Here is a 25,619-nt window from a genome sequence, read left to right as displayed (position 1 = left end):
TTGGTTTATTGATCTTTAATTGCTTGTTTAACGATATTGTTGTTACGTTTTAATCTTTCTTGAGCAGCTTCTCGATTGATATCACATAAATGCATGACAACTGCTACTTTGACGTCTGAGCGGGCAGTTTCATATAACTTCTGTGCTTGCTCGTAGGTAATATCACAAATATCTTGGATAATTCTAATTGATCGGTCGACAAGCTTTTGATTTGTGGCTTTAACATCAATCATTAGATTGTCATAAACTTTACCTACTCCTACCATTGTTAGTGTTGAAATCATATTGAGTATTAACTTCTGTGCAGTACCTGCTTTTAATCGTGTTGAACCTGTTAATACTTCTGGTCCTACAGCAACTTCGATAGGAAATTCAGCGCTTTCACTAATTTCAGTGTTGGTATTACAAGCTATTGAAACAGTATGTGCGCCTAAATGTTTTGCATAATATAAACCACCTTTAACGAAAGGTGTGCGACCGCTTGCGGAAATACCTATGACGACATCTTTATTATTCAGTTCAATTTCTTTTAAGTTTGTTTGAGCAAGCATTTCATCATCTTCGGCACCTTCGACGGCTTCTGTCATAGCACGTGAACCTCCAGCGATAATACCAATAACATCACCAGGGTCTGTATTGAAAGTAGGTACACATTCTGCGGCATCGAGTACGCCTAAACGCCCACTCGTTCCAGCACCTATATATATGATGCGCCCTCCATTCTTAAATTGTGTTGTAGTTACTTCAATAACCTTTGCAATTTGTGGTAATGCAGTGTTGATAGCTTGTGAGACACGTTGATCTTCTTGATTCATTGTTTTCAAAGCTTGTTGAATAGACATTTCATCTAAATGCATGGTAGCTTCATTTCTTGTTTCTGTTGTTAAATGTTTCATTTGTTTACTCCTTAATCTCTTCCTTTTTAACTTTAAAATCGAATGTATCTGAAGGGCTTAATATATCAATCAAAGCAACATCTCGTTGTATTACATGACCAATAACATTGATATTTGGATGCGCAGGTAGAGTTTGTTTTATAATCTGTAATTCACCTTGGTAACGACCATTGAGGTGATTATCTACTGTGATTGCGCCTCTTGCTCTTGTTTGATTTGATTTAGGTTGTATCTCACTATTGCAATAGTGACGAGATTCTTGAGACCGTATAACATGTTGTGGGTTATCAGGTCTTACTGAATGAGGTTGTTCTACAATATACGCTACTTGGTCATCTGTGAGTTGAATAGAGATGGTAAAGTGTCTGTTTTGTAAATATTGCATTAATTGTTCCGCTAATTCAGGTGTAAGGTACGGATCACCAACTAAAATATGTTCCACATTCGTATCTTTTAAACGTTGTGCTGCTGCGATAGGATGAATCTTTCGAGTCGATTCCAATGTAGGTAATCCTTTATAAAGTGGTCCTCTATATTCAGAACCTGCAACAAATGCATAGATGTCAGCTTGAGTATTGTGATGCAAGATGCGTTCATTTTGTTGTTGAACAAACGTTTCCGCTAGACCAGTATCAGGACGAGGGTAGTAATTATGGCAGTAACATAACTTTGAAAAGTCTTGAAGTTGTTGTTTGAGCTCAGATAGTAACTCTTCACTTACAATACTTGCGTTAAGACAGCATTGATAGCCGCGTAATGTGATTGCATCGATGGATTGCGTGGAGGTCTTATTATCAATACGTATAATAAATTGCGCAGTATTATAACGTTGCAATATATTAAAAAATCGTTCATTCAGGAGATCAGGGTTGATATCTATCATATACGTCACTTGATAAGTGGCTAGTTCTTCTAGTAGTTCTGTAAAATAGTGATATTTTGTTTGTTCGTCTTCTTCAGGAATTTGTACAGATGTGAAAATTGTTGTGTACCCTAATTCAACCATTTGTTTAGCATAAGCTTTATCGAACGGTTTACCGAGATAAATTGAAAAACCATGCACTTCGTATCACTCCTACATAAATGTAATCGTTTTCATATGTATTATACAATATATGAAATAGTATTACAATTTACTATTTTAAATTTTTATAAAATGAAATAATGTTACAAAAAGACAGATAATAGTTTGCGTATTTCGTGAAGTCGATTTTGTAATGTAGTGATATGACCTGCAGTATTACCTACAGTGAATTCAACGATGGGGTGGCTGTGTTGCTCAGTTAGAAATTGGAAATATTGATAGTGTATGAGCGAATGTTTACAGAGGTTTGATTTTTCTAAATAGTTTAAATCGGTAGCGACGAATTGATGAATTTGTGTTTGATATTTATGCTTATTTTTATCATCAGTAATAATTGCAAATTTATAAAGTTCGAAATGATTGAGTAGTTGCGTAATATTTTGGTCTAATTGGTGATATTCTAGTTGATACATTCTATTCTTCCTTTCATTTATAAATACAATATCCATCATAGATATTATAAATACTGTTAATTGCGATATAATTGTGAATGTATTATTGTACAAATGCATAGAAGTTGATTAGAAAGAGATATGTGAGAGAGGGAATGAATTTGACGTCATGGAAACAAAAGTTTGAAAAATTAAATGGTTATGATTTTTTAACAATACCGATTTTAATAGTGAGCTTAATCATATTATCGTTATTAGGCATGGGCTACCGTTTATACTTTGTAGGTGAAATTTCTAAACAACAAGAAGTGATGTTTGGGGCAATTATTCAATTGATGTCATATATTATTGTGATATTGAGTATTTATCTCATACATTTTGAACGTATTGATGAGTTTGTGCGTTGTATTAGATATCAATTATCGTATATTAAACAACATATCGTATTATTAGTGATTGTGTTTATCGGATTGTATGTTCTAACGTATTGTTATAATGCGTTGATACAATTTATGCCGGGAAAAATGCAGTTTAACGAAACACAAAATGAATTAAAGTTATCAGTTTTATTTGATAATCCAACATTTTTACCGATTACTTTTATATTTGTAGTTATCGCAGCGCCAATGATTGAAGAGTTTATATTTAGACACTTGATTATTGGAGAATTGGGAAAAATATTTAATTACTATATAATGGGCGTGGTTTCAGCAGTATTATTTACTCTGATACATGTAACAGGAGCTCACTCTCCATTAGAGTTTGGGAGTTACATCATATTAGCCTCTGGATTGGTATTAGTATATTTAAAATCAGGAAGAAAGCTAGGTGCAAGTCTGTTTATACATGCTTTGAATAACTTTGTAGCTTTTGTGATAAGTGCTTTCTTCTAATATTGCGTAGTTAAATCCAACTGATTTATTAACTTTCAGTTGGATTTAAAAATTGGTGATAGTTACTAATTGTAATATCTTGGGTTTTTATCGTTTTTTCGAAAGAATAAGCGATATCTTGAATAGCAGTAATTGGAATTTCATTAGTAGTACCTAAACCAATTTCAAAGATAACAGCTTTCCAAATACCGTCTTTACAAAGTAATCCTATAAATATAATGTTTTCCGTATATGTTTGATTATCTTGTTGGTACTCGACAGACATCACATTTCTCTCCGTACAATAAATTAATACATCTGAAAAAATTTCAGGTAAATCTGGTTGGTGATGGTTGTCGAACTTAATATATCGATCTAACTTTTTTAACGTGCGCCTCATTTTTGTGTATGGAAGGTTAAGGCATTTTTTTATAATTGCTTGAATTTCTTCTCTGTACGGTAAAGTCGAGTAAGATTGACTTTCATTTAATACTAAAAATAAAGCAGACAACTGACTCTCTGTGAGTTCGATTGAGTAGCTACTTTGTGTTTCTCGTAATTGATAGCCACCGAGTTTACCATGTTTAGCTAATATCTTTACACCTTGATCTTCTAAATCTTGTATATCTCTTAAAATGGTGCGTTTGGATACTTTCATATTTTGTGCTAATTCCGTAGCGGTTATCTGTCTATTTTTTTGAATAGCTTGTACGAGTTTATTTTGTCGCTCTCGTTTATTCATCAGAAAGTCACCTCCCGAATGATTACATATTACATTTAGTATAGCATAAATGCTTTTGTGACGATATTTAGAAAGTTTTTTCTAAATATTTTTTAGAAAACGCTTACATTACGTGAAAATATGTGATACTATATAGTTAGTAACAAGGGGGTTACGAATAGATGACAAAGGGGTAGGCTATTTTAAATAGTTTTGTTTACATGTATTCGTACAAGTTACTTATATCAAACATCTTCAATATTTATTACTTACTTTCCTTTCTATTTGCCGGCTAGCTAAGCTAGTCGGTTTTTTTGTAGTTCATTTTATTTTTGGGACGTACTTTTTATAAGTGAATCCTAACATCTATATATGTAAGTTTCATTACATATGATAGAATGAAGGCGATTATTTACATAGAAAGCTCAAAATAAAAAAATGAGGTGTAGACATGAAAGTGGAACAATTAAAAGATATAGATAATGCAATAAATAAATGGTTTGCTACGCTCGATGACATCATTCCGAAACTCATAGAAGAAATGGTAACGAGCACTAAGAAAAATCGCTTTGATTTAGTTACAAATGTAGACAAAACAATTCAACAAAATTTTGAGCAATATTTAGCTGAACATTTCCCAGAACATCAATTGTTTGCTGAAGAAAAATCAAACGCTGACGTTCAACCTAAAGAAGGTCACGTGTGGGTCATGGATCCAATTGATGGTACGACGAACCTTGTAAAGCAACAAGATGACTACTGTATCATTTTAGGTTATTTCGTCGATGGGGAACCGATGTTGTCATATATTTATGATTATCCTAAAGGTGAGTTATACAAAGCTGTAAAAGATAACGGAGCATATGTTAATAGTGAACCTCTAACGCCTCCTGAAAAGTTAAATCTTGAAGATGCAATTATTTCATTCAATGCATTAGTATTGAATGATGCCACACTGCATCAATTATTTGATTCAGCTTTTAGCTTTAGATTTATAGGTTCGTGTGGACTTGATTCACTTAGAGTGATCAAAGGACAATTTGGTGCACATATCAATACAAATCCAAAACCATGGGACATTGCGGCTCAATTTTTATTTGCGAAAGAATTAGGATTGAAAATGACTACGTTAAATAATGAACCATTAGATTTCTCTACAGCTGGACCATTTATTATTAGTAATACAGCATGCCACGAACACATTTTAGAGATTATGAATTCAGACGGAGGATATGCTAAATCGTAATTGTACTTCGATACAATAATAGGTCTAAGGTACTATGTTCAATCACTATAATTACTATATAATTATCTTAATTGAATATAGAATGGAGACCGATAAAATTGAAAAAAATAATATTATGGTTACTAGGTATAGTCTTCATCTTAGTTATTGTTGCAGTGATATATATATTGGATATAAACTATTTGCAGTAGGTGATGCAATACATCAACCACTCGATAGAGATAAATCGAATTTGCGAGATAAGAAGGTTAACTTGAAAGATGGAGATCCATTTACGATTGCTTTATTTGGAGTAGACTCAAATGCTGAACGTAATGCACAAGGCGCTGGGCAAAGAAGTGATACAATTATGGTGCTATCCATTAACCCTAAGAAAAAAACAACAGAAATGGTAAGTATTCCACGAGACACGCAAGCTAAAATAGTTGGTAAAGGTTCCACAGAAAAGATTAATCATGCATATGCATACGGGGGACCTGACATGGCAGTTAAATCACTTGAGAAATTACTAAATGTCCCAATTGATCATTATGCTACGATTGACATGGACGGTATGCAACAAATGATTGATACAGTGGGTGGCATCGATGTCACAAGTAACGCGACATTCTCATATAAAGGTTACCAGTTTACCCAAGGTGAAAAGTCACATATGGATGGTAAAGAGGCGATGGCATTTTTACGAAGTCGTAAAGAGAATGGGGCAGGTGGTGACTTTGGTCGCCAAGCGCGTCAACAACTTGTAATCCAAGTATTAGCAAACAAAATGACAAGCACAAGTTCTATCACACATTTCAATGATTTGACGAAACAAATTGAAAAAAACGTGAAGACAGATCTTAAATTAAGTGAATTATATACAGTGCGTAACCATTATAAAAACGCCAATAAAAATGTCCATAAACAACTATTAGAAGGTCAAGGTGGTATCCAAAATGATGGTTTATACTATTACGTTCCGAGTGATGATTCGTTGAGTCAAATTGAATCAGCGATTAATGACAATTTAAACCAATAAAGGCATAAATATAAAATAAATTAATTACTAAAGTCAGGGATATCAATCCTAGTGAAAAGTCGCCTCAAAAGATTAAAACAATCTTTTGGGGCGGTTTTTTTATTATTGATGAATAAAGAAAATCAAATGGTAGTCAAATGCTTTCTATAAAGAAAAAGGGGAATAACGTAAAATATCTTAACATTAAATCATTTTAGTTATACAATAAAAATAACATGACTTAAAAGCGTGGGGCTTTTTATAAGTGATGTGGCTGACATCGAATTAAGAAGGGCATAAACAATAGAATTCTGAGGGGTTGAACATATGCAAGAGCATTTAATTGTGTCATTAGACGGTAAAGATTACTTAGTCGAACCGGGCACAAATTTATTAGAATTTATTAAATCACAAAATACCTTTGTGCCATCTATTTGTTATAACGAATCGTTAGGCCCAATTCAAACGTGTGACACTTGTACTGTAGAAGTTGACGGACAAATCACTCGCGCTTGTGGTACAACGATTGATAGACCAATGGTAGTAAATACTACTTCTGATAACGTACAATCTAGCCAAAAAGAAGCTTTGGACAGAATTTTAGAGAAACATATGTTGTATTGCACAGTATGTGATTACAATAATGGAGATTGTGAAATTCATAATACGATGGATCAATGGGGTCTTGAGCACCAAACATATGAATATAAAGAAAAACCATACGAAAAAGATTATGGACCTTTCTATCGCTATGATCCAAATCAATGTATCCTTTGTGGACGTTGTGTGGAAGTGTGTCAAGACGTTCAAGTCAATGAGACACTAACAATTGACTGGGAACGTCAAGAACCACGCGTCATTTGGGATAATGATACTTCTATTAACGATTCATCATGTGTAGGATGTGGGCAATGTGCAACAGTTTGTCCATGTAATGCAATGATGGAAGTGAATATGGAAGGAAATGCGGGTTACATGACAGACTTAGAGCCAGGATCATTAGCTGCAATGATTGATCTTACTAAAAAAGCAGAACCTGGTTACGGTCCGTTATTTGCAGTTTCTGATTCAGAAGCATCTATGCGTGAAGAACGAATTGAAAAAACAAAAACGGTATGTACATACTGTGGTGTAGGTTGCTCATTCGATGTTTGGACAAAAGACAGAGAGGTATTAAAAGTTCAGCCACAACATGAATCACCAGCTAATAAAATTGCTTCTTGTGTAAAAGGTAAATTCGGATGGGATTACATTGACTCAGACGAACGATTAACAAAACCACTTGTTCGTAAAGGTGACCAATTTGAAGAAGTAGAATGGGATGAGGCGTTACAAGTCATCGCTGATAACTTTAAAGAAGTGAAATCGAAGCTTGGTTCTGACGGTTTAGCCTTTATTTCTTCTTCAAAAGCAACAAATGAAGAATCATATTTAATGCAGAAATTGGCACGTCAAGTCATTGGTACTAATAATGTAGATAACTGTTCACGTTATTGCCAAGCTCCAGCAACTAAAGGTTTATTTAGAACTGTTGGTCACGGTGGGGACTCAGGATCCATCGATGATTTAGAAATTGCTGATATGGTGGTACTTGTTGGTACTTGTTGGTACAAATACTGCAGAAGCACATCCAGTAATTGCATCACGCATAAAACGCGGACATAAACTATATAATAACACTTTAAATGTGTTTGATATTCGTAAGCATGAAATGGCAGACCGTGCTGATAACTTCTATCAACCGAAACCAGGTACAGACCTTGTTTGGTTATCAGCGGTTACGAAATATATCATCGACAACAACTTACATGATCAAGCATTCATAGAAGAATGGGTGAACGACTTTGACGCTTACTACGAATCATTAGCTCCGTTTACGATGGACTTTGCTGAAGAAACAACAGGTATCGCTAAAGATGACTTAATAGATTTTGCGCAACAAATGGTTAAAGCAGAGACAGTTTCTATTTGTTGGGCGATGGGTGTCACACAACAAGATATCGGTAGTGATACGTCAACAGCTATCTCAAACTTATTGTTAGCTACTGGTAATTACAGAAAGCCTGGTACAGGTGCATATCCATTACGTGGACATAATAATGTTCAAGGATGTAGTGATATGGGAAGCATGCCAGATAAATTCCCTGGTTACCAAGGTGTAGCTGATGATGAAGTTAGAGCGAAATTTGAACAGGAGTACGGTGAACAATTACCAGCAGAACCTGGTAAAGATAACCATCAGATGATGGAAGGTATTCATAACGGAGAAATTGACTCATTATATTTATATGGTGAAGATACTGGCATTGTTGATTCAAATATTAACTTTGTGCAGTCTGCTTTAGAAAAGGTAGGATTCTTAGTTGTACAAGATGAATTCTTCACATTCACTGCTACATTTGCAGATGTTGTACTTCCTGCCAGTCCATCATTAGAAAAAACAGGTACATTTACGAACACTGAACGTCGTATTCAAAGACTTTATAAAGCGTTAGAACCTAAAGGTGATTCCAAACCAGACTGGGAAATCATTCAATTGGTTGCGCAATATCTAGGATATGATTGGAACTATACGCATCCTAGCGAAATTATGGACGAAGTCGCTCGTGTCACTCCGCTTTATTCAGGTGTAAATTATGACCGTTTAGAAGGATATAACAGTTTACAATGGCCTGTGCATGAAGATGGTACAGACGAACCATTACTCTATCTTGAAGGGTTCAACTTCGATGATGGAAAAGCAAAATTCTATCCATTAACGTTTGATAACTTCTACAAGGTCAACGAAACATACGATTTACATGTGAACAATGGTCGTTTATTAGAACATTTCCACGAAGGTAATATGACGTATAAAGTTCCTGGTTTAGAATATAAGATGCCACACCCATTCGTTGAGGTGTCGCCTGAATTAGCAAAAGAACGTGATATTCATGAAGGTGCGGAAGTTAAACTCATTTCAGATACAGGTGAAGCGATATTGATTGCTACTGTTACAGATCGTGTAAAAGGCAAAGAAATATACATTCCATTAAATAACAACGCTATGGTACACGGTGATCATGGTGCGATTAATAAATTAACGAATAGTGACGTAGATAAAGATACTGACACACCATCATATAAAGCTACAAGCTGTCGCATGGAAGTGAAGACACGTCGAGGTAAATCACCGTTGAACCCGACAAACTTCCGTGTCAATAAACAACGTATGCCACAACATAGTGTGCGCGTTGAAGATAAATGGAAACGTGATGACTACGTATTCCCAGGAAGTCAGGTGGATCAATAATGGCTGAAAGAATAACTAAGATTAAAAAACAAGAAAAAACTGAAGCGGAAATTAAGCAAGAATCTTTAGCGGAAGTAACTGATGCAATTGCTGAAAATAAAGATAGTATACTAAAAGCGATTAACTTAATTAGCACATTAGATGACGCAAAAATATTAGACGCTTTAACAGGTGCAGTTAATAGTAGAGGCGTTATTGCGAATAAGTTCTCTGTAGAATTAAATAAAGAACAATATACAGGACTAATTTCTAACATGGCTTCACTCGTATTCTTATTAGGAGATTTAGATGTAGACGATTTATCTGAACTGTTGAACAAAGTAAACAAAGGTCTTCACGTAGCCAATCAAGCAAATCCTAACCAAAAGACTTCTATGACCGGATTGATGCGTATCCTTAAAGATGATGAAATGAATCGTAGTTTAACTTATATGTTGAATATGTTAAAAGGCATGTCTAGATAATTGAATACTAAATACTTAAAAGAGCAAGATGATGAAATCTTTCTAGATTTCCGTCTTGCTCTTCTTTGTTTAGGTACATCGATTATTATTTTTAATAAAGCGTCTGGTAGGTTTTCTTTAATTTAGAAATGATATATTGCATTATTTAGAAATATGATACAATTTCAATGATAAGTAACATATTTTCAAAGCAGTAAGGAGAGGAAACGCTATTAACCCGAACATGATAAAAATAATGGCAATCATTTCTAATGTTTTTCTCGTTATCGGTATTATTTTCTTGGTAATGATGAACATCCCGATGACCATCACAATGTTTGTATTATCATTAGCAATCAGTTTAACAATTTTCAATACATTATTTAGAGATAGAAAAGGTATGAAGATTGCGATTAATGTTTCATTTATCATCGTCATGTTAGCAATTATCTTTGCATACCTCGTCTTAACGAAATAACAAATCAAACAAGTTAAGGGGTTTTAATTCATATGAATGAAATCACAAAGCGCAAATTAACACTGACGTTTTTGGCAATCATCATACTAACATTTGTAGTTTTACTGATTATAAATGAAACGAACTTGTTTAATAAACAACAAACACATTCATTTGAAGATGCGGCGAACCGACAAGTTAGTAAAGGTACTTTAAATGTTAAAGAAAAAGACGGTCGTTTTGTTAATGCTTCAAAATCTGAAGTGAAAAAAGCCATGACGGTTAACAGTGATGAAGATAATTTAAATCATATGGATGTTTCTGAAAAGGTTTCTATTTCTGAATCAGAACTCAATGATATATTAAAAGATAAAGGTATTCTAAAAAATAAAGCTAAAACATTTCTTAAAGCACAAGATAAATACGAAGTGAATGTTATTTATCTTGTCAGTCATGCTTTAGTTGAAACAGGGAATGGTAAATCACAATTAGCACAAGGCCTCAAGAATGGCAAGAAAAAATACTATAACTTTTACGGTATTGGCGCTTTTGATAAAAATGCAGTGAAAACAGGTAGTAGTTATGCTAAGAAACAGCAGTGGGACTCACCTGAAAAGGCTATTATGGGCGGTGCAAAGTTTGTAAGAAAACATTATTTTGATAATTACCAATTATCACTTTATCAGATGCGTTGGAACCCTAAATCACCTGGCAAACATCAATATGCGAGTGACATCAATTGGGATCGACGCATTGCACATTTTATGAAACATTATTATAAGCAATTAGGTATTAAAAAAGATCACGTGAATAAAGATTATTATTTATAACTTTAAAAGATAACAGAGTGTTTTTTAGCATATTTGTTATCTTTTTAGTTTGAAAAGTTATATTATTAAAGATAAGTGAAATACGAAATGTAGGATTTGGAGTGAATTTAAATGAAGATTGCGATAGTCGGCGCAGGAATAGGTGGACTTACGGCAGCAGCACTACTAATTGAACAAGGCCATGAGGTCAAAGTATTCGAAAAAAATAATAAGGTTTCAGAAGTTGGCGCAGGTATTGGAATAGGTGGCAATGTTATTAACAAATTAAATAATCATGACCTCGCAAAAGGATTGAAAAATATTGGGCAAATCATCGATACGTTACAAGTACGTGATGAAAAAGGAAAAATATTGTCAGCTGTTAAACTTAAAGATAAAACAGTCAACCTTACGATGTTACGACAAGATCTTATCGAGACGATTCAATCGTATGTTCCAAGTTCAAATATTTATTTAAATCATCGCATTAATAAGTTAGAAAATAGCCCACTAAAAGTGACGTTACATTTTGAAGAACAACAATCAGAGGCATTTGATCTTTGTATTGGTGCAGATGGCATTCACTCTATAGCGAGAGAAACATTGTATCCAGAAAGCAAAGCAGAATATCAAGGTTATACTGTTTTCAGAGGTTTGGTTGAGGAGGCGCATTTAGAAGATAATAATGTAGCTAAAGAATACTGGACCTCTAAAGGAAGAGTAGGGATAGTACCACTATTAAATAATCAAGTGTATTGGTTTATTTCGATAAATGCTAAAGCTGATGATAAAACGCTTAAAGGATTTGGTAAACCTCATTTACAAGCACGTTTTAACCACTTCCCAAATGAAGTGAGACAAATATTAGATAAACAAAGTGAAACAGATATTTTGTTACATGATATTTACGATATCAAACCATTGAAGTCTTTTGTTGATCAACGTGTTGTATTACTTGGAGATGCAGCACATGCGACGACACCAAATATGGGTCAAGGTGCAGGCCAAGCAATGGAAGATGCTGTTGTGTTAGCGAATTGTCTAGCTACTTATAACTTTGAAGAAGCTTTACAACGTTATGATAACTTACGCGTAAAGCACACGAAAAAGGTAATTACTAAGTCTCGTTCAATTGGTAAAATAGCACAACTTCAAAACCGTTTAATCGTTGCGATTCGTAATAAATTTATTCAATTGATGCCAAATTCTATGATAGGAAAACAGACGCATTTCTTATATAAGACAAAATCTAAATAATGAATAAAAAAAGAGCAGGACTAGAAAATAAGATTTTCCGTCCCGCTCTTTTTATTTGTTAATTTACTACGTATTTCGGTTGTTGATCATTCATTTTACGAATAGCATCATTTGCCACAATTTTAGACATCATATCGCGGGATTCAAATGTAGCATTACCGATGTGTGGTGTCAGCACTACATTATCTAGTGATTTTAAAGCGTCTGTAATCTCAGGTTCAAATTCATAGACATCAAGTGCTGCGCCTTCGATTTCTTTATTTTTTAATGCTTCTACTAATGCGGCTTCGTTCACGATTGGGCCACGTGCAGCATTGACTAAATAACTCGTCGATTTCATCATTTGAAGTTGTTCAGCATCAATATGATGGTGAAGTTCAGGTGTATAAGCAGCATTGATAGTGACAAAGTCAGAATGCTTTAATAAAGTTTCTAAGTCCACATATTTAGCACCAATTTCGTTTTCTTTTTCAGGTTTTTGATGTGGACCTGTGTATAACACATCCATATCAAACGCTCTTGCACGTTTTGCTACGGCACTACCAATCTCACCTAGACCGATGATTCCAATTGTTTTACAAGAAACTTCTCGCCCTCTAAAGAATAATGGGGCCCAACCATCAAAGCCTGTCGTGCGACATAGTTTGTCACCTTCAGGAATACGTCTAGCTACTGCGAGAACTAAAGCAAATGTGAGTTCAGCTGTAGAGTTTGTAGAAGCTTTAGGTGTGTTTGTTACATCTATTTGTTGTTCACGTGCGTAATCAACATCTACGTTATTGAACCCGGCACCATAATTTGTAATAATCTTCAATTGTTTACCGGCATCAATGATTTCTTTATCTACTTGGGTTGAAAGAAGACTTACGAGTACATCTGCATCTTTGACACCTTGTTTTAAAGTTTCTTTATCGATAATGCCTTGTCCATCGAACATTTCTATTTCATAACCCTGATCTTTTAATAATTTTAAGCCGATTTCAGGGATTTGACCTGCAATATAAACCTTTACCATAGATAATCACTTCCTTTTATTTAAAGTATAGTAAATTACCCTTTGCGTAACAACGAATAATGGTTCGTATAAAGATGTTTATGCGTCTGTTTCAAAAGTTATTTTACTAACCGTAAACCAATAATCGAAACAATGATGAGCGCAATAAAGAAAATACGTTTTAGATCTTTCGATTCATTGTAGAATATCATTCCAATTAAAGTGCCACCAGCTGTACCGATACCACTCCAAATTGCATAAGCCGTCCCCATAGGTATATCATTCATAGCAATTTTTAAAGTAGTAAAGCTACAAATAAAAGTGATTGCTAATAATACAACTAACCATTTCTTTTTAGTGCGTGTGATTTCATTTAAGATAACGACACCAGCGACTTCCATTAAGCCGGCTACAAAGAGAATGATCCATGCCATTATTCATCGCCCTCCTCAGTGGCCAGTTTTAAGCCCATAATACCGATAACGAGCAGGATGATAAGTGATATTTTAATGATATTGAAAGACTCACCAAAAAAGACGATATCAACAATGACTGTACCTACTGCACCAATCCCTACAAATACAGCATATACTGTGCCTACAGGGAGGTGTTTACATGCAGAAATCATTAGGTAAAAGCTTAAAGCAATTACGAATAAGACAAATAACCAACTCCACCATGAATTTGCAGTGTTAATTCCTGTAACCCAAATTATCTCAATAAAACCAGCGAAGATCACTTTAAGCCATTGCATTGTACATCCTCCTTATTTTCCACTATCCTATATTCTCTCAAACGTCATAGAAACCTGCAATAAAGCTGATTTGAAAAAAACGCACTTTAATATGTATAGATTGCTAAGATTATGTTTAAACGAAAGAAATCTATGGTATATACAAAATAAAAATCCTACGGTTATACTTTTTCAAGTTAACACATAGGATTATTGTAGCGATTTTATTTTATTGTAGAGACATATTTAAATTATTCTTATACGTGAATATACGTATATGAATCAGCAGAGCTTGAAGAGATTGTACGAGTACTTTTTACGAATGGTCCACCTGAATAGTTCATTTCAGAAATTTTTACGGCACCACTGCTCGTAACATCTTCAACATAAGCAACGTGACCATAAGGGCCTGAGTCTGTTTGTAAGATTGAACCTTCAGAAGGTGTGTGGTTTACTTTATAACCAGCTGCTGATGCTGCAGTATCCCAATTATTTGCATTTCCCCAAAGTGTACTGATTTTTCCACCAACACGGTTATATACATACCAAGTACATTGACCTTCAGTATATAAGTTGCCATCTGCAATTGATGATCCACTTTCATTTGTAGTTTCTGCCGCGTGTGCTTCGTTACCATGATCTAATCCCACTGCTGCTGCGCCTAAACCTGCCACTAAAGTAGTAGCTGTTAATAGTTTTTTCATTTTAAAAGTCCTCCCAATTAAGATTAAGCATTTATATTTATATAAATAATCAATGATTTCTCCGTGCTTTTTTACGACAAGTTACACTCTAACAAATAAATAATCATTTGTGGGGGATGTTATAACTTTGTAAAACAATTAAAAAAACCTCTCATGTCTTTGTAATAAAAGTATGAGAGGTTACAGTGCGTCTACAACTTAATCATTGGCATTGAACTGGGAAATAACGATGTTGCCACGCATATTTTTTATTTTAAATATTACAGAGCTTGTAAAAAATCGCAATATTTTGAGTACAAATTATTTGAAGAATGGAATTGAAAGTGGTGGCAGGTAATCTTCACCTTGATACGCTTTAATTGCTCCGACAATTGTAAAAATAAACATTAAAATTGCTATGATTGGTGCAATGATAATTCCAATTAGAATAAACATTAGTAATGTAGAAATCGTTAGCCAGATTGAATAAGAAATAAAGAAATTCCAATAGTTTTTACCTGTTCTATCAATAAATGTGGATTCATCCCTTTTTATTATCCAAATTATTAAAGGTGCTATGAAACTTCCAAAAAAACTTGAAACGTATATTAATGCTGCCATTAACCGATCGTCATCAGTTGGTTGATTCTGTATTGCTTGAGATGGGTTCTTAGTATCAAATTCATTCATATATTGACTCCTCCTTGTTTATTAAACATTGTAACATAATATTTTCAATATTTTATTAAATTATTGTAATTTAAATCGTGTGTAAAACCTCCATCTAATTGACTATTTCGTTGTTTACTGCATGCCTAATAGGTTATAGAATATAGGGATACATAGAAATTAATTTTTTATTAAGGAAAGAGGGAAGGACTATGAAAATTGCAATTGTCGGCTCTGGGAACGGCGCAGTAACTGCTGCAGTAGATATGATTTCAAAAGGGCACGAAGTTAAATTATACTGTCGAAATCAATCAATACATAAGTTTGACGAAGCCATGAAACAAGGTGGATTTACGTTTAATAATGAAGGGGAAGAATCATTTGTTGAATTTACTAATATCAGCGATGACATGGAATATGTTTTAGAAGATGCTGAAATTGTACAAGTAGTTATTCCTTCTTCATTTATTGAGCATTACGCTTACATGATGGCGCCTCATATTAGTAATGACCAAATAATCTTATTCAATATGGCAGCTGCTATGGGCTCAATACGCTTTATGAATGTACTTGAAGATATGCATATAGATGTGAAACCTATATATGCAGAAATGAATACTTTAACGTATGGGACACGCGTGCAATTTGATAAAGCGCAAATAGATCTATCACTAAATGTTAAAAAGGTTTATTTCACAACATTTGATAAAGAATCACTAAGTGAGACGTTCGATAAAGTAGAAAAAATGTATCCACATATAGTGAAGGAAGAAAGTTTATTAAAAACAAACTTAGAAAATGGTAACCCAGAAGTTCACCCTGGGCCTACGTTATTAAATGTAGGACGTATCGATTATGCGAAAGAATTTTCTTTATATGCTGAAGGTATTACTAAACATACGGTGCGTTTATTACATGCTGTAGAATTAGAACGTCTAACATTAGGTCGTAAATTAGGATTTGAATTATCCCCTGCTAAGGAAGCACGTATTGAACGTGGTTATTTAGAAGAACAAGACGAAGATGAACCATTAAATAGACTATTTAATGAAAGTCCAGTGTTTTCACAAATTAAAGGGCCAAATAAAGTGAAAAATCGTTATCTTACTGAAGATATCGCCCACGGTCTTGTGTTATGGTCTAGTTTGGGCAGAAATATCGGGGTGCCAACACCGAATATTGATGCTATCATCATTATTGCGTCAACAATATTAGAAAGAGATTTCTTTGAAGAAGGGTTGACTGTTGAAGAATTAGGGACTGATAAATTAGGTTTAGATTAATTTAAACTTAAACGAGCAAAAATTTTATAGGGGGATTGAGTATGACTAAACATACAAGGCAACCTACTTTTCTAGAATCCATTTCTACAATTATTGTAATGATTATAATTGTTATAACAGGATTTGTAGGATTTGAAATTCCAATTCAGCCATTACTTATTTTAGCATCAGCGTATGCTGCTTGGATTGCTAAACGCGTAGGATTAACGTGGAATGATTTGGAAGAAGGGATTACGAAACGTTTGGCAACAGCTATGCCAGCGATTTTCATTATACTTTCTGTCGGAATAATAGTAGGTACTTGGATGTATTCTGGCACGGTACCAGCATTAATTTATTATGGATTACAATTCCTAAATCCTAATATCTTTTTAGTATCTGCATTTATCATTTGTGCATTAACTTCTGTAGCTACTGGAACTGCATGAGGTTCAGCATCTACAGCTGGTATCGCTTTAATGGCTATCGGTACGAATCTAGGCTTAAGTGAAGGTATGGTAGCAGGTGCTATCATTGCCGGGGCAGTCTTTGGAGATAAGATGTCGCCACTTTCAGACACTACAAATTTAGCAGCATTAGTGACTAAGGTGAATATATTTTCACATATTAAAGCGATGATTTGGACGACGGTACCCGCATCATTAGTCGGCATCATAGTTTGGTTTATCGCAGGTAGTCAACATGGTGGCAGCGCGAAATCTTCACAAATAAAATCGATGTTACATGAATTATCTCAAATATATAATATAAACATCTTTGTTTGGATACCTGCAATCGTAATTATCGTTTGCTTACTTTTTAAAATGAATACAGTACCCGCAATGCTGATTTCAAGTTTAAGTGCTATCATCGTAGGTACTTTCAATAACGGTTTCAAAATAGTCGATGGGTTTAAGGCAACGTTTGATGGCTTTAGTAAAGGTATGGTACCGAAAGACGCTTTAGGTGCTGGAGGCTTATCTGATAAGGCTGTCACTTTAATTGAACAAGGCGGTATGATGAGCATGACACAAATCGTAGTGACGATATTTTGTGGTTATGCCTTTGCCGGTATCATTGAACGTGCAGGATGTTTAGACGTCATCTTAAAATCTATTTCTAAAAATATTAATAGTACAGGACAATTAATATTAACGACAGTCATTGCCAGTTTGATTATGGTGCTTGCAGCAGGTGTTGCTTCAGTAGTCATTATCATTGTGGGTGTATTATTAATGGATATGTACGACAAAATGGATTTAGATCGTACAAATTTATCAAGAACACTTGAAGATTCAGGAACAATGATTATACCACTGATTCCATGGGGAACTTCAGGAATATATTATACACAACAACTCGGTGTTAACTTCAGTCAGTTCTTTATATGGGCAGTGCCTTGTTATTTATGTGTGATATTCGCTATCATTTATGGCTTTACTGGTATAGGCATAAAGAAAAAGAAACAATAAAATATTCAAAAATATGAGATATACCTTAAATGAAACTATTAAAGTAATTAAAAACAACTTATTTTAAATACCTATTAAAAGTTTAAAAACATCAATTAAGGATAAATATAGATTAGATGAGATGAATTACTAATGTCATTAGGATTTTTGTAGCGATTTTTCTAGGGACAATAATGTTCATCAATATTCATAAATAGATGTAGATTTAAATATCCTTCTATTACTTATCTCGGTTCTATATTGGATTTTGTAGCGAGGTACAATATAGAACCGTTTTATTTAGGGAACTATCTTTCGTATATAATGAGAGAATATATAAAAAGCCGATTCAAAAGCTTAAATCTTTTGAATCGGCTATCTTTATATTATTAATTAAAGATTAGTGAATGTAGTTGTAGCTTGAAGCTTGGCTTGCAGAGATTGTACGTGTAGTTACAACTCCAGGCCCTTGACCATAGTTCATTTCAGAAACAGTAACAGAACCGTCACTATTTACATTTTCAACGTAAGCAACATGTCCATATCCACCAGCACTTGTTTGTAAAATAGAACCTGATGAAGGCGTGTTATTTACTGTGTAACCAGCTGCTGATGCTGCGCTAGCCCAGTTATTAGCGTTACCCCAAGTTGAACCAATCTTTCCTCCTACTTTGTCATATACATAATATGTACATTGACCAGCAGTGTATAGGTTAGTTGATGAACCTGAAGCACTTGAAAGTGATACTGATGAACTTGATGAACGAGTTGAATTTGTTGATTTAGATGAACTTGATGGTGCGTTAGTTGTACTTACTGAATAATTGTTATTTGAAACTTTGTGATTATTATAAGATCTGCTGTGATTATTATTAGCAGTATAAGATTCTTGTGAATAGTTATTTCTGTGTGATTGTGTAGCTTGTTGGTTATTGTAGCTATAACCTTGACTACCTTGGTTTAATGAATTTGGACTCCAGTTACCTTTCCATGAGTAGTGGTATTGTCCCTGTTGGTCAATTGTGTATGAATATTCATATGATGTTGGGTCGTTAGGGTTGTATCCACCATTGTTATTTTCTGCTGCATCTGCTTCGTGTTGTGCAAAACCAAAAGTAGCGACTCCGGCTGTAGCGATTGTAGCTGTAGCGATTTTTTTCATTGTTAAATATCCTCCTAAAATAGATAAAAATTTATTCCCAGTCTCAAATGACTAACTTTAATATTTTTCGTTGTTTTAACGACAAGCAATACTCTACCAAAAATTTTTATGTTTGTGTGGGATGTTATCATTTTGTAATTTAGTTCTAATAAATTATGTGTATATGTAACAAATAACAGTTAAATGTCACAATTTAAAAAGTGCATAATATCAATGTTTTGATAGTGTTTAGTTACTGGTAATTCTCAACAGTATTACGTTTTTGTAATATAACAGAATATTTCAAGTTCTAATGCATGAGTGTAATTTGTTATTGAAATGCATTTAATTATATCGTCCTCTGCTCAAAATAATTTCCTATTATAAGCAGACAATTTTTAGCTAAATTGAAGAGAAAATCTGAGTAGTTGACAAGGAATAAAAAAAGGATTACGATATTGGTATAAAAATTATACTGATTAAGGAGGAAAGTGTCATGAGAATAGAACTTGGTTTAACGTCTTTTGCGGATAACAGTGACATTTATACTGATGAAGGACGTTCTGACGCGATCACTGCAGGAGAACGAATTAGAAATATTATAGAAGAAATAGAAGTAGCAGACCGTAATGGTCTAGATGTTTATGGGTTAGGAGAACATCATCGACCTGATTATGCAGTATCAGATCCGGTATCAGTATTATCTGCTGCAGCTCGAACTACTAATAATATTAAATTAAGTAGTGCTGTTACTGTATTATCTTCAGATGATCCAGTTAGGGTGTATCAACGTTTTTCAACATTAAACGCAATTTCGAATGGACGAGCAGAAATCATTGTAGGTAGAGGCTCATTTATTGAATCATTCCCATTATTTGGTTACAATCTTAATGATTATGATGAGCTTTTCAATGAAAAAATTGATTTGTTAACGCACATCAATCATAATGAAGTTGTAAATTGGAAAGGGCATTTTAGACCTTCAATTGAAGGTTTAGGCGTTTATCCAAGATCAGAGTTTGGACCAATTCCAATCAGTATAGCAACTGGCGGTACTCCAGAATCTTCTTTAAAAGCTGGGGCTTTAGGATTACCAATAACTTATGCGATCATAGGGGGAGACCCAAAACGTTTCAAGGGACACGTTGACGTTTATAAAGCAAACGCTGAAGCGTACGGACATGACGTAGATAAATTACCAATTGGAGTACATTCATGGGGCTATATTGCTGAAACAGATGAACAAGCAAGAAGAGAGTTCTTCCCTTCAGTTAAAGCTAGTCATGATGTCTTAGCGCGTGAAAGAGGTTGGCCTCCATATAGTGAGAACAGTTTTGAAAGAGAGCTGGGACCTAATGGTGCTTTATATGTAGGTAGTCCTGAAACAGTTGCGCAAAAAATAATTGATACTGTTGAAACATTAGGGATTACACGATTTATGCTACACACTCCTGTTGGTTCAATGCCTCATGAAAAAACAATAAATACGATTGAACTCTTGGCAAAACGTGTAAAACCTATTGTAGATAAATATTTTGAGGATAAAGAGAAGGAGAGTATGTAAATGATTTTACGTTATTTAACAAATCTAAAGTTAGCTAAAGAATTATATGGAGCTTCAAAACCTAAATTAAAAGGTGACCAAGGCATGAAAGATACATTCGAAAATGTCTTCAATATGCCTTCAAATTCTGTACCTTTAGCAGGTGCATTAGAAGCATTAGCTGCACTGTTTTTCACATTCAGTTTTGCAAGTAAAAACTTATCTCGTTTAGGCTCAATATTTACATTTGGTGTATTAGGAATGGCAGCATTTAAACACTTTGAAGCAGGCCACGGTAAAGCAGGTGCGAAACATGCTTTAGATTTACTTGGTTTAGCTGCATTAAGTTTCCTAGACACTTTAGATTGTAAGAAAAAATAAATTTATACAGTAAAATAAGTCTGAGACATTTGTATTCAGATTAAGAGAAAACGATGGTTTCTATGGAGAGAAGTAGAAACCATCGTTTTTTATATTAAATATTTATTTACAAGGGTGCAGGCGTGTTTAATAATTAATCCCGAGTTATCAGATAAAAATTGCATAAAATAGAAAACGATTGTTACATGTATGGATATTAAAAATTAAAATTTTGAACAATTTAGTAATAAAACAAGTGTCTAAACATTAAAAATTGGAAAATAAAATTAAACATTAATAAATGAATGGTAATTATTCAGATTTTGCATAGTTCATTTTATTGAACTAATAGCATAAAGTGGTTTAGTATAAATGTATCTTATCGTTTTTATTTATTATTATTTATAAAAACAACAAGAAATAACACAAGGAGTGATTTTATGAAACGCAATAATTTTGAAACATTAAATGATTTAATCACAGTATTCCAGCAAGGGAAACAATTTTTTAAACTATCAAAAAACGAATATAAGTTGAATTACGAAGAAATTTTTATTTTAAACTACATTTATCAAACTGAAGATAATAACATTACAGCAAAAACAATAGCCGAGTATTCAGGTTTAAAGCCATATTACCTAACAAAAGCATTACAAAAGCTAATTAAAATGGACTATTTAAGTAAAACAAGAAGTGACTTGGATGAACGTGCAGTCGTAGTAAACGTTAGTAATGAACAACGTAAGCGCATTGAACAAACAATTGAATCATTACAAATGCAACTGCAAAAAATGTAAATCTCTAATAAAAAGTATTAAAAGATTGATAAGTTTTTAAAAAATGAAATATTCCACTTATATTTAATTTTAATACTTATTGAAATATGCTATACTTCTTTTTGTAGAATGAAAGCGCATACAAAATGCATAAAAAAAGAAGGGGATTTTTATGAATTTAATCATAGGGGTTATTTTTTTAGGGTGTGTTTTATGTTTGTTTACGTTGTTTACGAATAAGGCACCTAATGGCGGAAAAGCAATGGGTGCATTAGCAAACGCTGCTATCGCATCATTTCTTGTTGAAGCATTTCACAAGTATGTCGGTGGAGATTTGTTTGGATTAACGTTCTTAGGTAAATTAGGAGAAGCAGCAGGTGGATTAGGTGGTGTAGCAGCTGCAGGACTTGTAGCGTTAGCGATGGGAGTATCTCCAGTATACGCATTTGTTATCGCAGTTGCATGTGGCAATATGGATTTACTACCTGGATTTGTTGCCGGATACATAATGAGTTTTGGTATGAAATGGATGGAAGAGAAGGTGCCAGATGGCTTAGATTTAATTGCAGCTATTATCGTTGTTGCTCCGTTGACACGTTTAATTGCAATGGGTACAACGCCACTCGTTGATGCGACGTTAGTACAAATCGGGAACATTATTAAAGAGTCAACAACGTCAAGTCCGATACTGATGGGTATAGTCTTAGGTGGTATTGTAACAGTCGTTGCAACAGCGCCATTAAGTTCAATGGCTTTAACTGCTTTATTAGGTCTGACAGGCACTCCGATGGCAATTGGTGCTTTAGCGGTTTTCGCATCATCATTCATGAACTACGTGTTCTTTAAACGTATGAAATTTGGTGATTGTAAGACAACAATTTCAGTAGCGATAGAACCATTGTCACAAGCTGATATTGTTACAGCAAATCCAATTCCGGTCTACGTCACGAACTTTGTTGGTGGGGCAATTTCTGGTGTAATTATCGCAATGTTTGGCCTTGTTAATGATGCCACAGGAACTGCGACACCGATAGCTGGCTTTATGGTCATGTTTGGTTTTAACCACCCAGGAACGGTATTACTTGTCGCTGGAATGTGTGCAGTCTCTAGTGCAATTTGTGGCTACGTTGGTTCACTTGCCTTTAAAAATTATCCAATCATGACGAAAGATGAATTACAACATGGTGCGATGCCTAAAAAAGTAAAAAGATATTATGCACTAAAAAGAAAATATGCTGAAAGCTTAGCTTAATATAAATAAAAACAAACTGTTGCTAATTTATATCAGTTCAACAGTTTGTTTTTTTATGTTTATGAAGTTGGTTGTAAATGTTTGGTCGTTTTATGTTCAAGTTTATTAAAGATAAATTCGAATATCGCCGCTAACAACCAGTAGAATATTGCTGCCACTGAATAGACAGCTACAAATCGGTAGCCTTCATTTGCAATCACGTGACTGATCGCCATGATTTCTGTAACTTGAATTGCAAAAGCGAGAGAAGTTCCTTTTAATAACATGATATATTGATTTTCAATATTTGGAAGTGCATAACCAAAGGCTTGAGGTAACACGATTCTTCTATATATGTTGAACTTGGATAACCCTACAGTTTGGGCAGCCTCGATTTGAGCATCATCCACAGATTGCAAACCACCTTTAATTGCTTCGCTTAAATATGCTACTGCATGGAAAGAAAAGACGATAAAGGCTATCACTAACGGTGGAAACAAATCAGGGTTAATTGACAAATGCAACTTACTATTCAACGTGAGAATCAGTGCAGGCAGACCATAATAAACTAAAAATAATTGTACAATTAATGGAGTGCTTCTGAAAAAAGAATTATAAATTACGATAAGTTGTGATAATACAGGAATACGTTTAACACGAATGATTGCAAATAGTGTACCTATCGCAAGCCCCACTACCATCGCTACGATTGAAATAGCTAAAGTTTTAGGCACACCTTTGATTACCTCGGTCACTGTATATAATAAAAATGACATTGCTATGCACCTCCTATACTTGATATGGTTTCTGAGCGCGTTTATTAATTAGTGTAAAGACACCTTGTATAATAAGTGCGATCATCCAATAAATAATTGAAATTACAATATAGACTTCTAGCATGCCTAAACCATAATTATTTCCGATAATCAATTTAACTTGACCCATCATATCAATAATACCAATTGTAAATGCAAGCGAAGTATCTTTGACGAGTTCAATAATTTGAGTCGTTAAGTTAGGTATACTATTACGTAATGCTTGCGGAATAACGATATCTTTTAAAATTCTTGGATAAGATAAACCTACCGATAGTCCTGCTTCAATTTGACTATATTCGACAGATTGAAAACCAGCACGAATAATTTCTGATAAATAAGCACCTGTATGCAATGAAAAAGCTAGAATCACGAAAAATAATCTACTAAAATGATTAATATCTATATGAATGAGTAACAACACTTGAGGTAAAGCAAAATAGACTAAAAATAATTGTACTAACAGTGGTGTGCTTCGAATGAATGAAATGTATACACGTACGATAGGTGAAAGTATTTTTATTTTTTTAATACGGATCGTAGCTAATATAAATCCGATTATAATAGCAAAGATAAGTGAAATAATAATCATCAATAATGTTAGTGGTAATTGTTGTAAAACTTGTGCAAATAAGTCTGGCCAGTTTACTGAATTTGACATTATTCCACCTCCAATTTATCTTTATTTTTATTTATATCTTCTAGACTATCGAAGATGTTAATATCGAAATATTTTTTAGAAAGTTTTTGTAACTTCCCTTCGTCTTTTAACTCCTGAGTCGCTTTATCAATATCGTCATGTAATTTTTGTTGTTTTTTATTATAGACAATATGAAGCGGTTCTTTCTTAACGATGCCTCCAATTTTAACATCGGCGTTAATTTGTTCTTGTATTGCAGTATAAGTATTCCAATTTAAGAACATTGCATCACGGCGTTGTTGACTTACCATTTTTAAACTATCACCATTGGAAGGTTCTTGGATTGTATCTATATCAATTTTTGAATCATGAGATTTATTATATTGCGTTAAGATAGAATATAACCCACCACTTGGAGCCATTGGTGTTAACTTTTTATTTGGTAAATCGTTTAAGCTATGGATATTGTTTGTATCTTTATTAACGACTAATAACGGTAATGCGTAACTATATGGGACATCTTGATAAAGAAATTGTTTCTCACGTTCAGGAGTTTTGAAGAACCAGTTGATACCCATATCGAACTTACCGGAGCCGATACCAACTAAATTAGATTCTTCTTCGCCCACTTCATATTTAAAATCATATTGGGGCAATTTCTTCTCTAACATTTTCATATAATCCATATCTAAGCCGACAAATTCATTTTTCTTATTTGTATAAAGGTAGGGTGGATTGACTTCAGCAGATAATGCAACTTTAACTTCTTTTTTATGACCTTTACCAGATTGATCATCCTGAGAATTGCAGGCTGTTAAAGTGATAATCATTGTTAAAAATAATGCAATCATGAAC

The 25,619-nt window shown here is 33.9% G+C and carries 24 protein-coding genes and 3 pseudogenes; 14 read left to right on the top strand and 13 right to left on the bottom strand.

Features of this window, described 5'->3' with window-relative positions:
- Positions 1-5: 5 nt before the first annotated feature.
- From murQ to QQM35_RS01135, 3 genes are all read right to left on the bottom strand, one after another.
- Complete coding sequence (murQ, locus tag QQM35_RS01145) at positions 6-896, bottom strand: N-acetylmuramic acid 6-phosphate etherase (protein ID WP_251517833.1); 891 nt, start codon at positions 894-896, stop codon at positions 6-8.
- 4 nt (positions 897-900) lie between these two features.
- Complete coding sequence (locus QQM35_RS01140; RefSeq protein ID WP_251517837.1) at positions 901-1,959, bottom strand: MupG family TIM beta-alpha barrel fold protein; 1,059 nt, start codon at positions 1,957-1,959, stop codon at positions 901-903.
- Between the two features lie 104 nt (positions 1,960-2,063).
- A complete protein-coding gene (locus QQM35_RS01135; RefSeq protein ID WP_342610429.1) occupies positions 2,064-2,393 on the bottom strand; it encodes a hypothetical protein in 330 nt (109 codons plus the stop codon).
- Between the two features lie 140 nt (positions 2,394-2,533).
- On the opposite strand from QQM35_RS01135, the gene QQM35_RS01130 reads away from it, so the two are divergent.
- Entirely contained in the window at positions 2,534-3,265 is a 732-nt protein-coding gene (locus tag QQM35_RS01130) for a CPBP family intramembrane glutamic endopeptidase (RefSeq protein WP_251517843.1), read from the top strand.
- Between the two features lie 28 nt (positions 3,266-3,293).
- Here the strand turns inward: QQM35_RS01130 and QQM35_RS01125 are convergent, their stop codons facing one another.
- Positions 3,294-3,986 carry a helix-turn-helix transcriptional regulator gene (locus QQM35_RS01125; protein WP_251517846.1) on the bottom strand — a complete coding sequence of 231 codons (693 nt, stop codon included), beginning with the start codon at positions 3,984-3,986 and terminating at the stop codon, positions 3,294-3,296.
- 430 nt (positions 3,987-4,416) lie between these two features.
- Here QQM35_RS01125 and QQM35_RS01120 point away from each other — a divergent pair, with 430 nt between their 5' ends.
- The 7 genes and pseudogenes from QQM35_RS01120 (at position 4,417) to QQM35_RS01090 (ending at position 12,466) form a co-directional block, all read left to right on the top strand.
- Positions 4,417-5,211 (top strand): inositol monophosphatase family protein, encoded by a 795-nt coding sequence (locus QQM35_RS01120; RefSeq protein WP_251942542.1) that lies wholly within the window; start codon positions 4,417-4,419, stop codon positions 5,209-5,211.
- Between the two features lie 71 nt (positions 5,212-5,282).
- Positions 5,283-6,229 (top strand): annotated as a pseudogene (locus tag QQM35_RS01115) (LCP family protein).
- Positions 6,230-6,535: 306 nt separating this feature from the next.
- Positions 6,536-9,500, top strand: a pseudogene (gene fdhF / locus QQM35_RS01110) (formate dehydrogenase subunit alpha).
- Entirely contained in the window at positions 9,500-9,964 is a 465-nt protein-coding gene (locus QQM35_RS01105) for a DUF1641 domain-containing protein (protein WP_251517857.1), read from the top strand. Before fdhF ends, QQM35_RS01105 begins: the two are co-directional and overlap by 1 nt.
- Before the next feature lie 223 nt (positions 9,965-10,187).
- Positions 10,188-10,421 carry a hypothetical protein gene (locus QQM35_RS01100; RefSeq protein ID WP_418128961.1) on the top strand — a complete coding sequence of 78 codons (234 nt, stop codon included), beginning with the start codon at positions 10,188-10,190 and terminating at the stop codon, positions 10,419-10,421.
- A 32-nt stretch (positions 10,422-10,453) separates the two neighbouring features.
- The gene (locus QQM35_RS01095) at positions 10,454-11,230 is read left to right on the top strand and encodes an N-acetylglucosaminidase (RefSeq protein WP_251517864.1); all 777 of its coding nucleotides are present in this window, start codon (positions 10,454-10,456) and stop codon (positions 11,228-11,230) included.
- A gap of 111 nt (positions 11,231-11,341) precedes the next feature.
- Entirely contained in the window at positions 11,342-12,466 is a 1,125-nt protein-coding gene (locus QQM35_RS01090) for an FAD-dependent monooxygenase (RefSeq protein WP_251517867.1), read from the top strand.
- 58 nt (positions 12,467-12,524) lie between these two features.
- On the opposite strand, the gene QQM35_RS01085 is transcribed toward QQM35_RS01090, so the two are convergent.
- From QQM35_RS01085 to QQM35_RS01065, 5 genes are all read right to left on the bottom strand, one after another.
- On the bottom strand, positions 12,525-13,481 hold the full coding sequence (locus QQM35_RS01085; RefSeq protein WP_251517870.1) for a 2-hydroxyacid dehydrogenase family protein: 957 nt from the start codon (positions 13,479-13,481) through the stop codon (positions 12,525-12,527).
- A 98-nt stretch (positions 13,482-13,579) separates the two neighbouring features.
- Complete coding sequence (locus QQM35_RS01080; protein WP_251517873.1) at positions 13,580-13,894, bottom strand: DMT family transporter; 315 nt, start codon at positions 13,892-13,894, stop codon at positions 13,580-13,582.
- Positions 13,894-14,214: a DMT family transporter gene (locus tag QQM35_RS01075; protein WP_251517875.1), complete on the bottom strand. Its 321-nt coding sequence runs from the start codon at positions 14,212-14,214 to the stop codon at positions 13,894-13,896. Before QQM35_RS01075 ends, QQM35_RS01080 begins: the two co-directional genes overlap by 1 nt.
- A 236-nt stretch (positions 14,215-14,450) precedes the next feature.
- Complete coding sequence (locus QQM35_RS01070) at positions 14,451-14,897, bottom strand: CHAP domain-containing protein (RefSeq protein ID WP_251517878.1); 447 nt, start codon at positions 14,895-14,897, stop codon at positions 14,451-14,453.
- Positions 14,898-15,197: 300 nt separating this feature from the next.
- Positions 15,198-15,566 (bottom strand): DUF4870 domain-containing protein, encoded by a 369-nt coding sequence (locus QQM35_RS01065; RefSeq protein WP_251517880.1) that lies wholly within the window; start codon positions 15,564-15,566, stop codon positions 15,198-15,200.
- Between the two features lie 191 nt (positions 15,567-15,757).
- Here QQM35_RS01065 and QQM35_RS01060 point away from each other — a divergent pair, with 191 nt between their 5' ends.
- The gene (locus QQM35_RS01060; RefSeq protein ID WP_251517883.1) at positions 15,758-16,828 is read left to right on the top strand and encodes an NAD/NADP-dependent octopine/nopaline dehydrogenase family protein; all 1,071 of its coding nucleotides are present in this window, start codon (positions 15,758-15,760) and stop codon (positions 16,826-16,828) included.
- 41 nt (positions 16,829-16,869) lie between these two features.
- Positions 16,870-18,279 (top strand): annotated as a pseudogene (nhaC, locus tag QQM35_RS01055) (Na+/H+ antiporter NhaC).
- 379 nt (positions 18,280-18,658) lie between these two features.
- Here the strand turns inward: nhaC and QQM35_RS01050 are convergent.
- Complete coding sequence (locus QQM35_RS01050) at positions 18,659-19,420, bottom strand: CHAP domain-containing protein (RefSeq protein ID WP_251517886.1); 762 nt, start codon at positions 19,418-19,420, stop codon at positions 18,659-18,661.
- A gap of 475 nt (positions 19,421-19,895) precedes the next feature.
- On the opposite strand from QQM35_RS01050, the gene QQM35_RS01045 reads away from it, so the two are divergent.
- The 4 genes from QQM35_RS01045 (at position 19,896) to QQM35_RS01030 (ending at position 23,330) form a co-directional block, all read left to right on the top strand.
- A complete protein-coding gene (locus QQM35_RS01045; RefSeq protein WP_251517890.1) occupies positions 19,896-20,963 on the top strand; it encodes an LLM class flavin-dependent oxidoreductase in 1,068 nt (355 codons plus the stop codon).
- Positions 20,964-21,323, top strand: a complete 360-nt coding sequence (locus QQM35_RS01040) for a hypothetical protein (protein ID WP_251517893.1) — start codon at positions 20,964-20,966, stop codon at positions 21,321-21,323.
- Positions 21,324-21,742: 419 nt separating this feature from the next.
- On the top strand, positions 21,743-22,099 hold the full coding sequence (locus QQM35_RS01035) for a transcriptional regulator, SarA/Rot family (protein ID WP_251942552.1): 357 nt from the start codon (positions 21,743-21,745) through the stop codon (positions 22,097-22,099).
- A gap of 151 nt (positions 22,100-22,250) precedes the next feature.
- On the top strand, positions 22,251-23,330 hold the full coding sequence (locus QQM35_RS01030; protein WP_342610428.1) for a PTS sugar transporter subunit IIC: 1,080 nt from the start codon (positions 22,251-22,253) through the stop codon (positions 23,328-23,330).
- A gap of 59 nt (positions 23,331-23,389) precedes the next feature.
- Here QQM35_RS01030 and QQM35_RS01025 read toward each other — a convergent pair whose 3' ends face one another.
- From QQM35_RS01025 to QQM35_RS01015, 3 genes are read right to left on the bottom strand one after another with little or no spacing between them, the layout of a single operon-like run.
- Complete coding sequence (locus QQM35_RS01025; RefSeq protein ID WP_251942556.1) at positions 23,390-24,085, bottom strand: amino acid ABC transporter permease; 696 nt, start codon at positions 24,083-24,085, stop codon at positions 23,390-23,392.
- Positions 24,086-24,098: 13 nt separating this feature from the next.
- Positions 24,099-24,785, bottom strand: a complete 687-nt coding sequence (locus QQM35_RS01020) for an amino acid ABC transporter permease (RefSeq protein WP_251517913.1) — start codon at positions 24,783-24,785, stop codon at positions 24,099-24,101.
- A complete protein-coding gene (locus QQM35_RS01015; protein ID WP_251943907.1) occupies positions 24,785-25,594 on the bottom strand; it encodes an amino acid ABC transporter substrate-binding protein in 810 nt (269 codons plus the stop codon). The genes QQM35_RS01020 and QQM35_RS01015 overlap by 1 nt, the downstream gene beginning before the upstream one ends.
- Positions 25,595-25,619 lie beyond the last annotated feature (25 nt).

It is taken from the genome of Staphylococcus hsinchuensis (genome assembly GCF_038789205.1).
Lineage (GTDB): Bacteria > Bacillota > Bacilli > Staphylococcales > Staphylococcaceae > Staphylococcus > Staphylococcus hsinchuensis.
Note: the sequence above shows the minus strand (reverse complement) of the source record. Positions and strands in the feature narration are given on the sequence as shown.

Excerpts from the sequence above, each read along its gene's own strand:
- QQM35_RS01015 (WP_251943907.1), bottom strand. The coding sequence starts at position 25,594 with ATGATTATCACTTTAACAGCCTGCAATTCTCAGGATGATCAATCTGGT.
- QQM35_RS01025 (WP_251942556.1), bottom strand. The coding sequence starts at position 24,085 with ATGTCATTTTTATTATATACAGTGACCGAGGTAATCAAAGGTGTGCCT.
- QQM35_RS01080 (WP_251517873.1), bottom strand. The coding sequence starts at position 13,894 with ATGGCATGGATCATTCTCTTTGTAGCCGGCTTAATGGAAGTCGCTGGT.
- QQM35_RS01065 (WP_251517880.1), bottom strand. The coding sequence starts at position 15,566 with ATGAATGAATTTGATACTAAGAACCCATCTCAAGCAATACAGAATCAA.
- QQM35_RS01060 (WP_251517883.1), top strand. The coding sequence starts at position 15,758 with ATGAAAATTGCAATTGTCGGCTCTGGGAACGGCGCAGTAACTGCTGCA.
- QQM35_RS01100 (WP_418128961.1), top strand. The coding sequence starts at position 10,188 with ATGATAAAAATAATGGCAATCATTTCTAATGTTTTTCTCGTTATCGGT.
- QQM35_RS01095 (WP_251517864.1), top strand. The coding sequence starts at position 10,454 with ATGAATGAAATCACAAAGCGCAAATTAACACTGACGTTTTTGGCAATC.
- QQM35_RS01120 (WP_251942542.1), top strand. The coding sequence starts at position 4,417 with ATGAAAGTGGAACAATTAAAAGATATAGATAATGCAATAAATAAATGG.
- QQM35_RS01020 (WP_251517913.1), bottom strand. The coding sequence starts at position 24,785 with ATGTCAAATTCAGTAAACTGGCCAGACTTATTTGCACAAGTTTTACAA.
- QQM35_RS01045 (WP_251517890.1), top strand. The coding sequence starts at position 19,896 with ATGAGAATAGAACTTGGTTTAACGTCTTTTGCGGATAACAGTGACATT.
- QQM35_RS01035 (WP_251942552.1), top strand. The coding sequence starts at position 21,743 with ATGAAACGCAATAATTTTGAAACATTAAATGATTTAATCACAGTATTC.
- QQM35_RS01070 (WP_251517878.1), bottom strand. The coding sequence starts at position 14,897 with ATGAAAAAACTATTAACAGCTACTACTTTAGTGGCAGGTTTAGGCGCA.
- QQM35_RS01085 (WP_251517870.1), bottom strand. The coding sequence starts at position 13,481 with ATGGTAAAGGTTTATATTGCAGGTCAAATCCCTGAAATCGGCTTAAAA.
- QQM35_RS01075 (WP_251517875.1), bottom strand. The coding sequence starts at position 14,214 with ATGCAATGGCTTAAAGTGATCTTCGCTGGTTTTATTGAGATAATTTGG.
- QQM35_RS01040 (WP_251517893.1), top strand. The coding sequence starts at position 20,964 with ATGATTTTACGTTATTTAACAAATCTAAAGTTAGCTAAAGAATTATAT.
- QQM35_RS01050 (WP_251517886.1), bottom strand. The coding sequence starts at position 19,420 with ATGAAAAAAATCGCTACAGCTACAATCGCTACAGCCGGAGTCGCTACT.
- QQM35_RS01105 (WP_251517857.1), top strand. The coding sequence starts at position 9,500 with ATGGCTGAAAGAATAACTAAGATTAAAAAACAAGAAAAAACTGAAGCG.
- murQ (WP_251517833.1), bottom strand. The coding sequence starts at position 896 with ATGAAACATTTAACAACAGAAACAAGAAATGAAGCTACCATGCATTTA.
- QQM35_RS01135 (WP_342610429.1), bottom strand. The coding sequence starts at position 2,393 with ATGTATCAACTAGAATATCACCAATTAGACCAAAATATTACGCAACTA.
- QQM35_RS01030 (WP_342610428.1), top strand. The coding sequence starts at position 22,251 with ATGAATTTAATCATAGGGGTTATTTTTTTAGGGTGTGTTTTATGTTTG.
- QQM35_RS01090 (WP_251517867.1), top strand. The coding sequence starts at position 11,342 with ATGAAGATTGCGATAGTCGGCGCAGGAATAGGTGGACTTACGGCAGCA.
- QQM35_RS01125 (WP_251517846.1), bottom strand. The coding sequence starts at position 3,986 with ATGAATAAACGAGAGCGACAAAATAAACTCGTACAAGCTATTCAAAAA.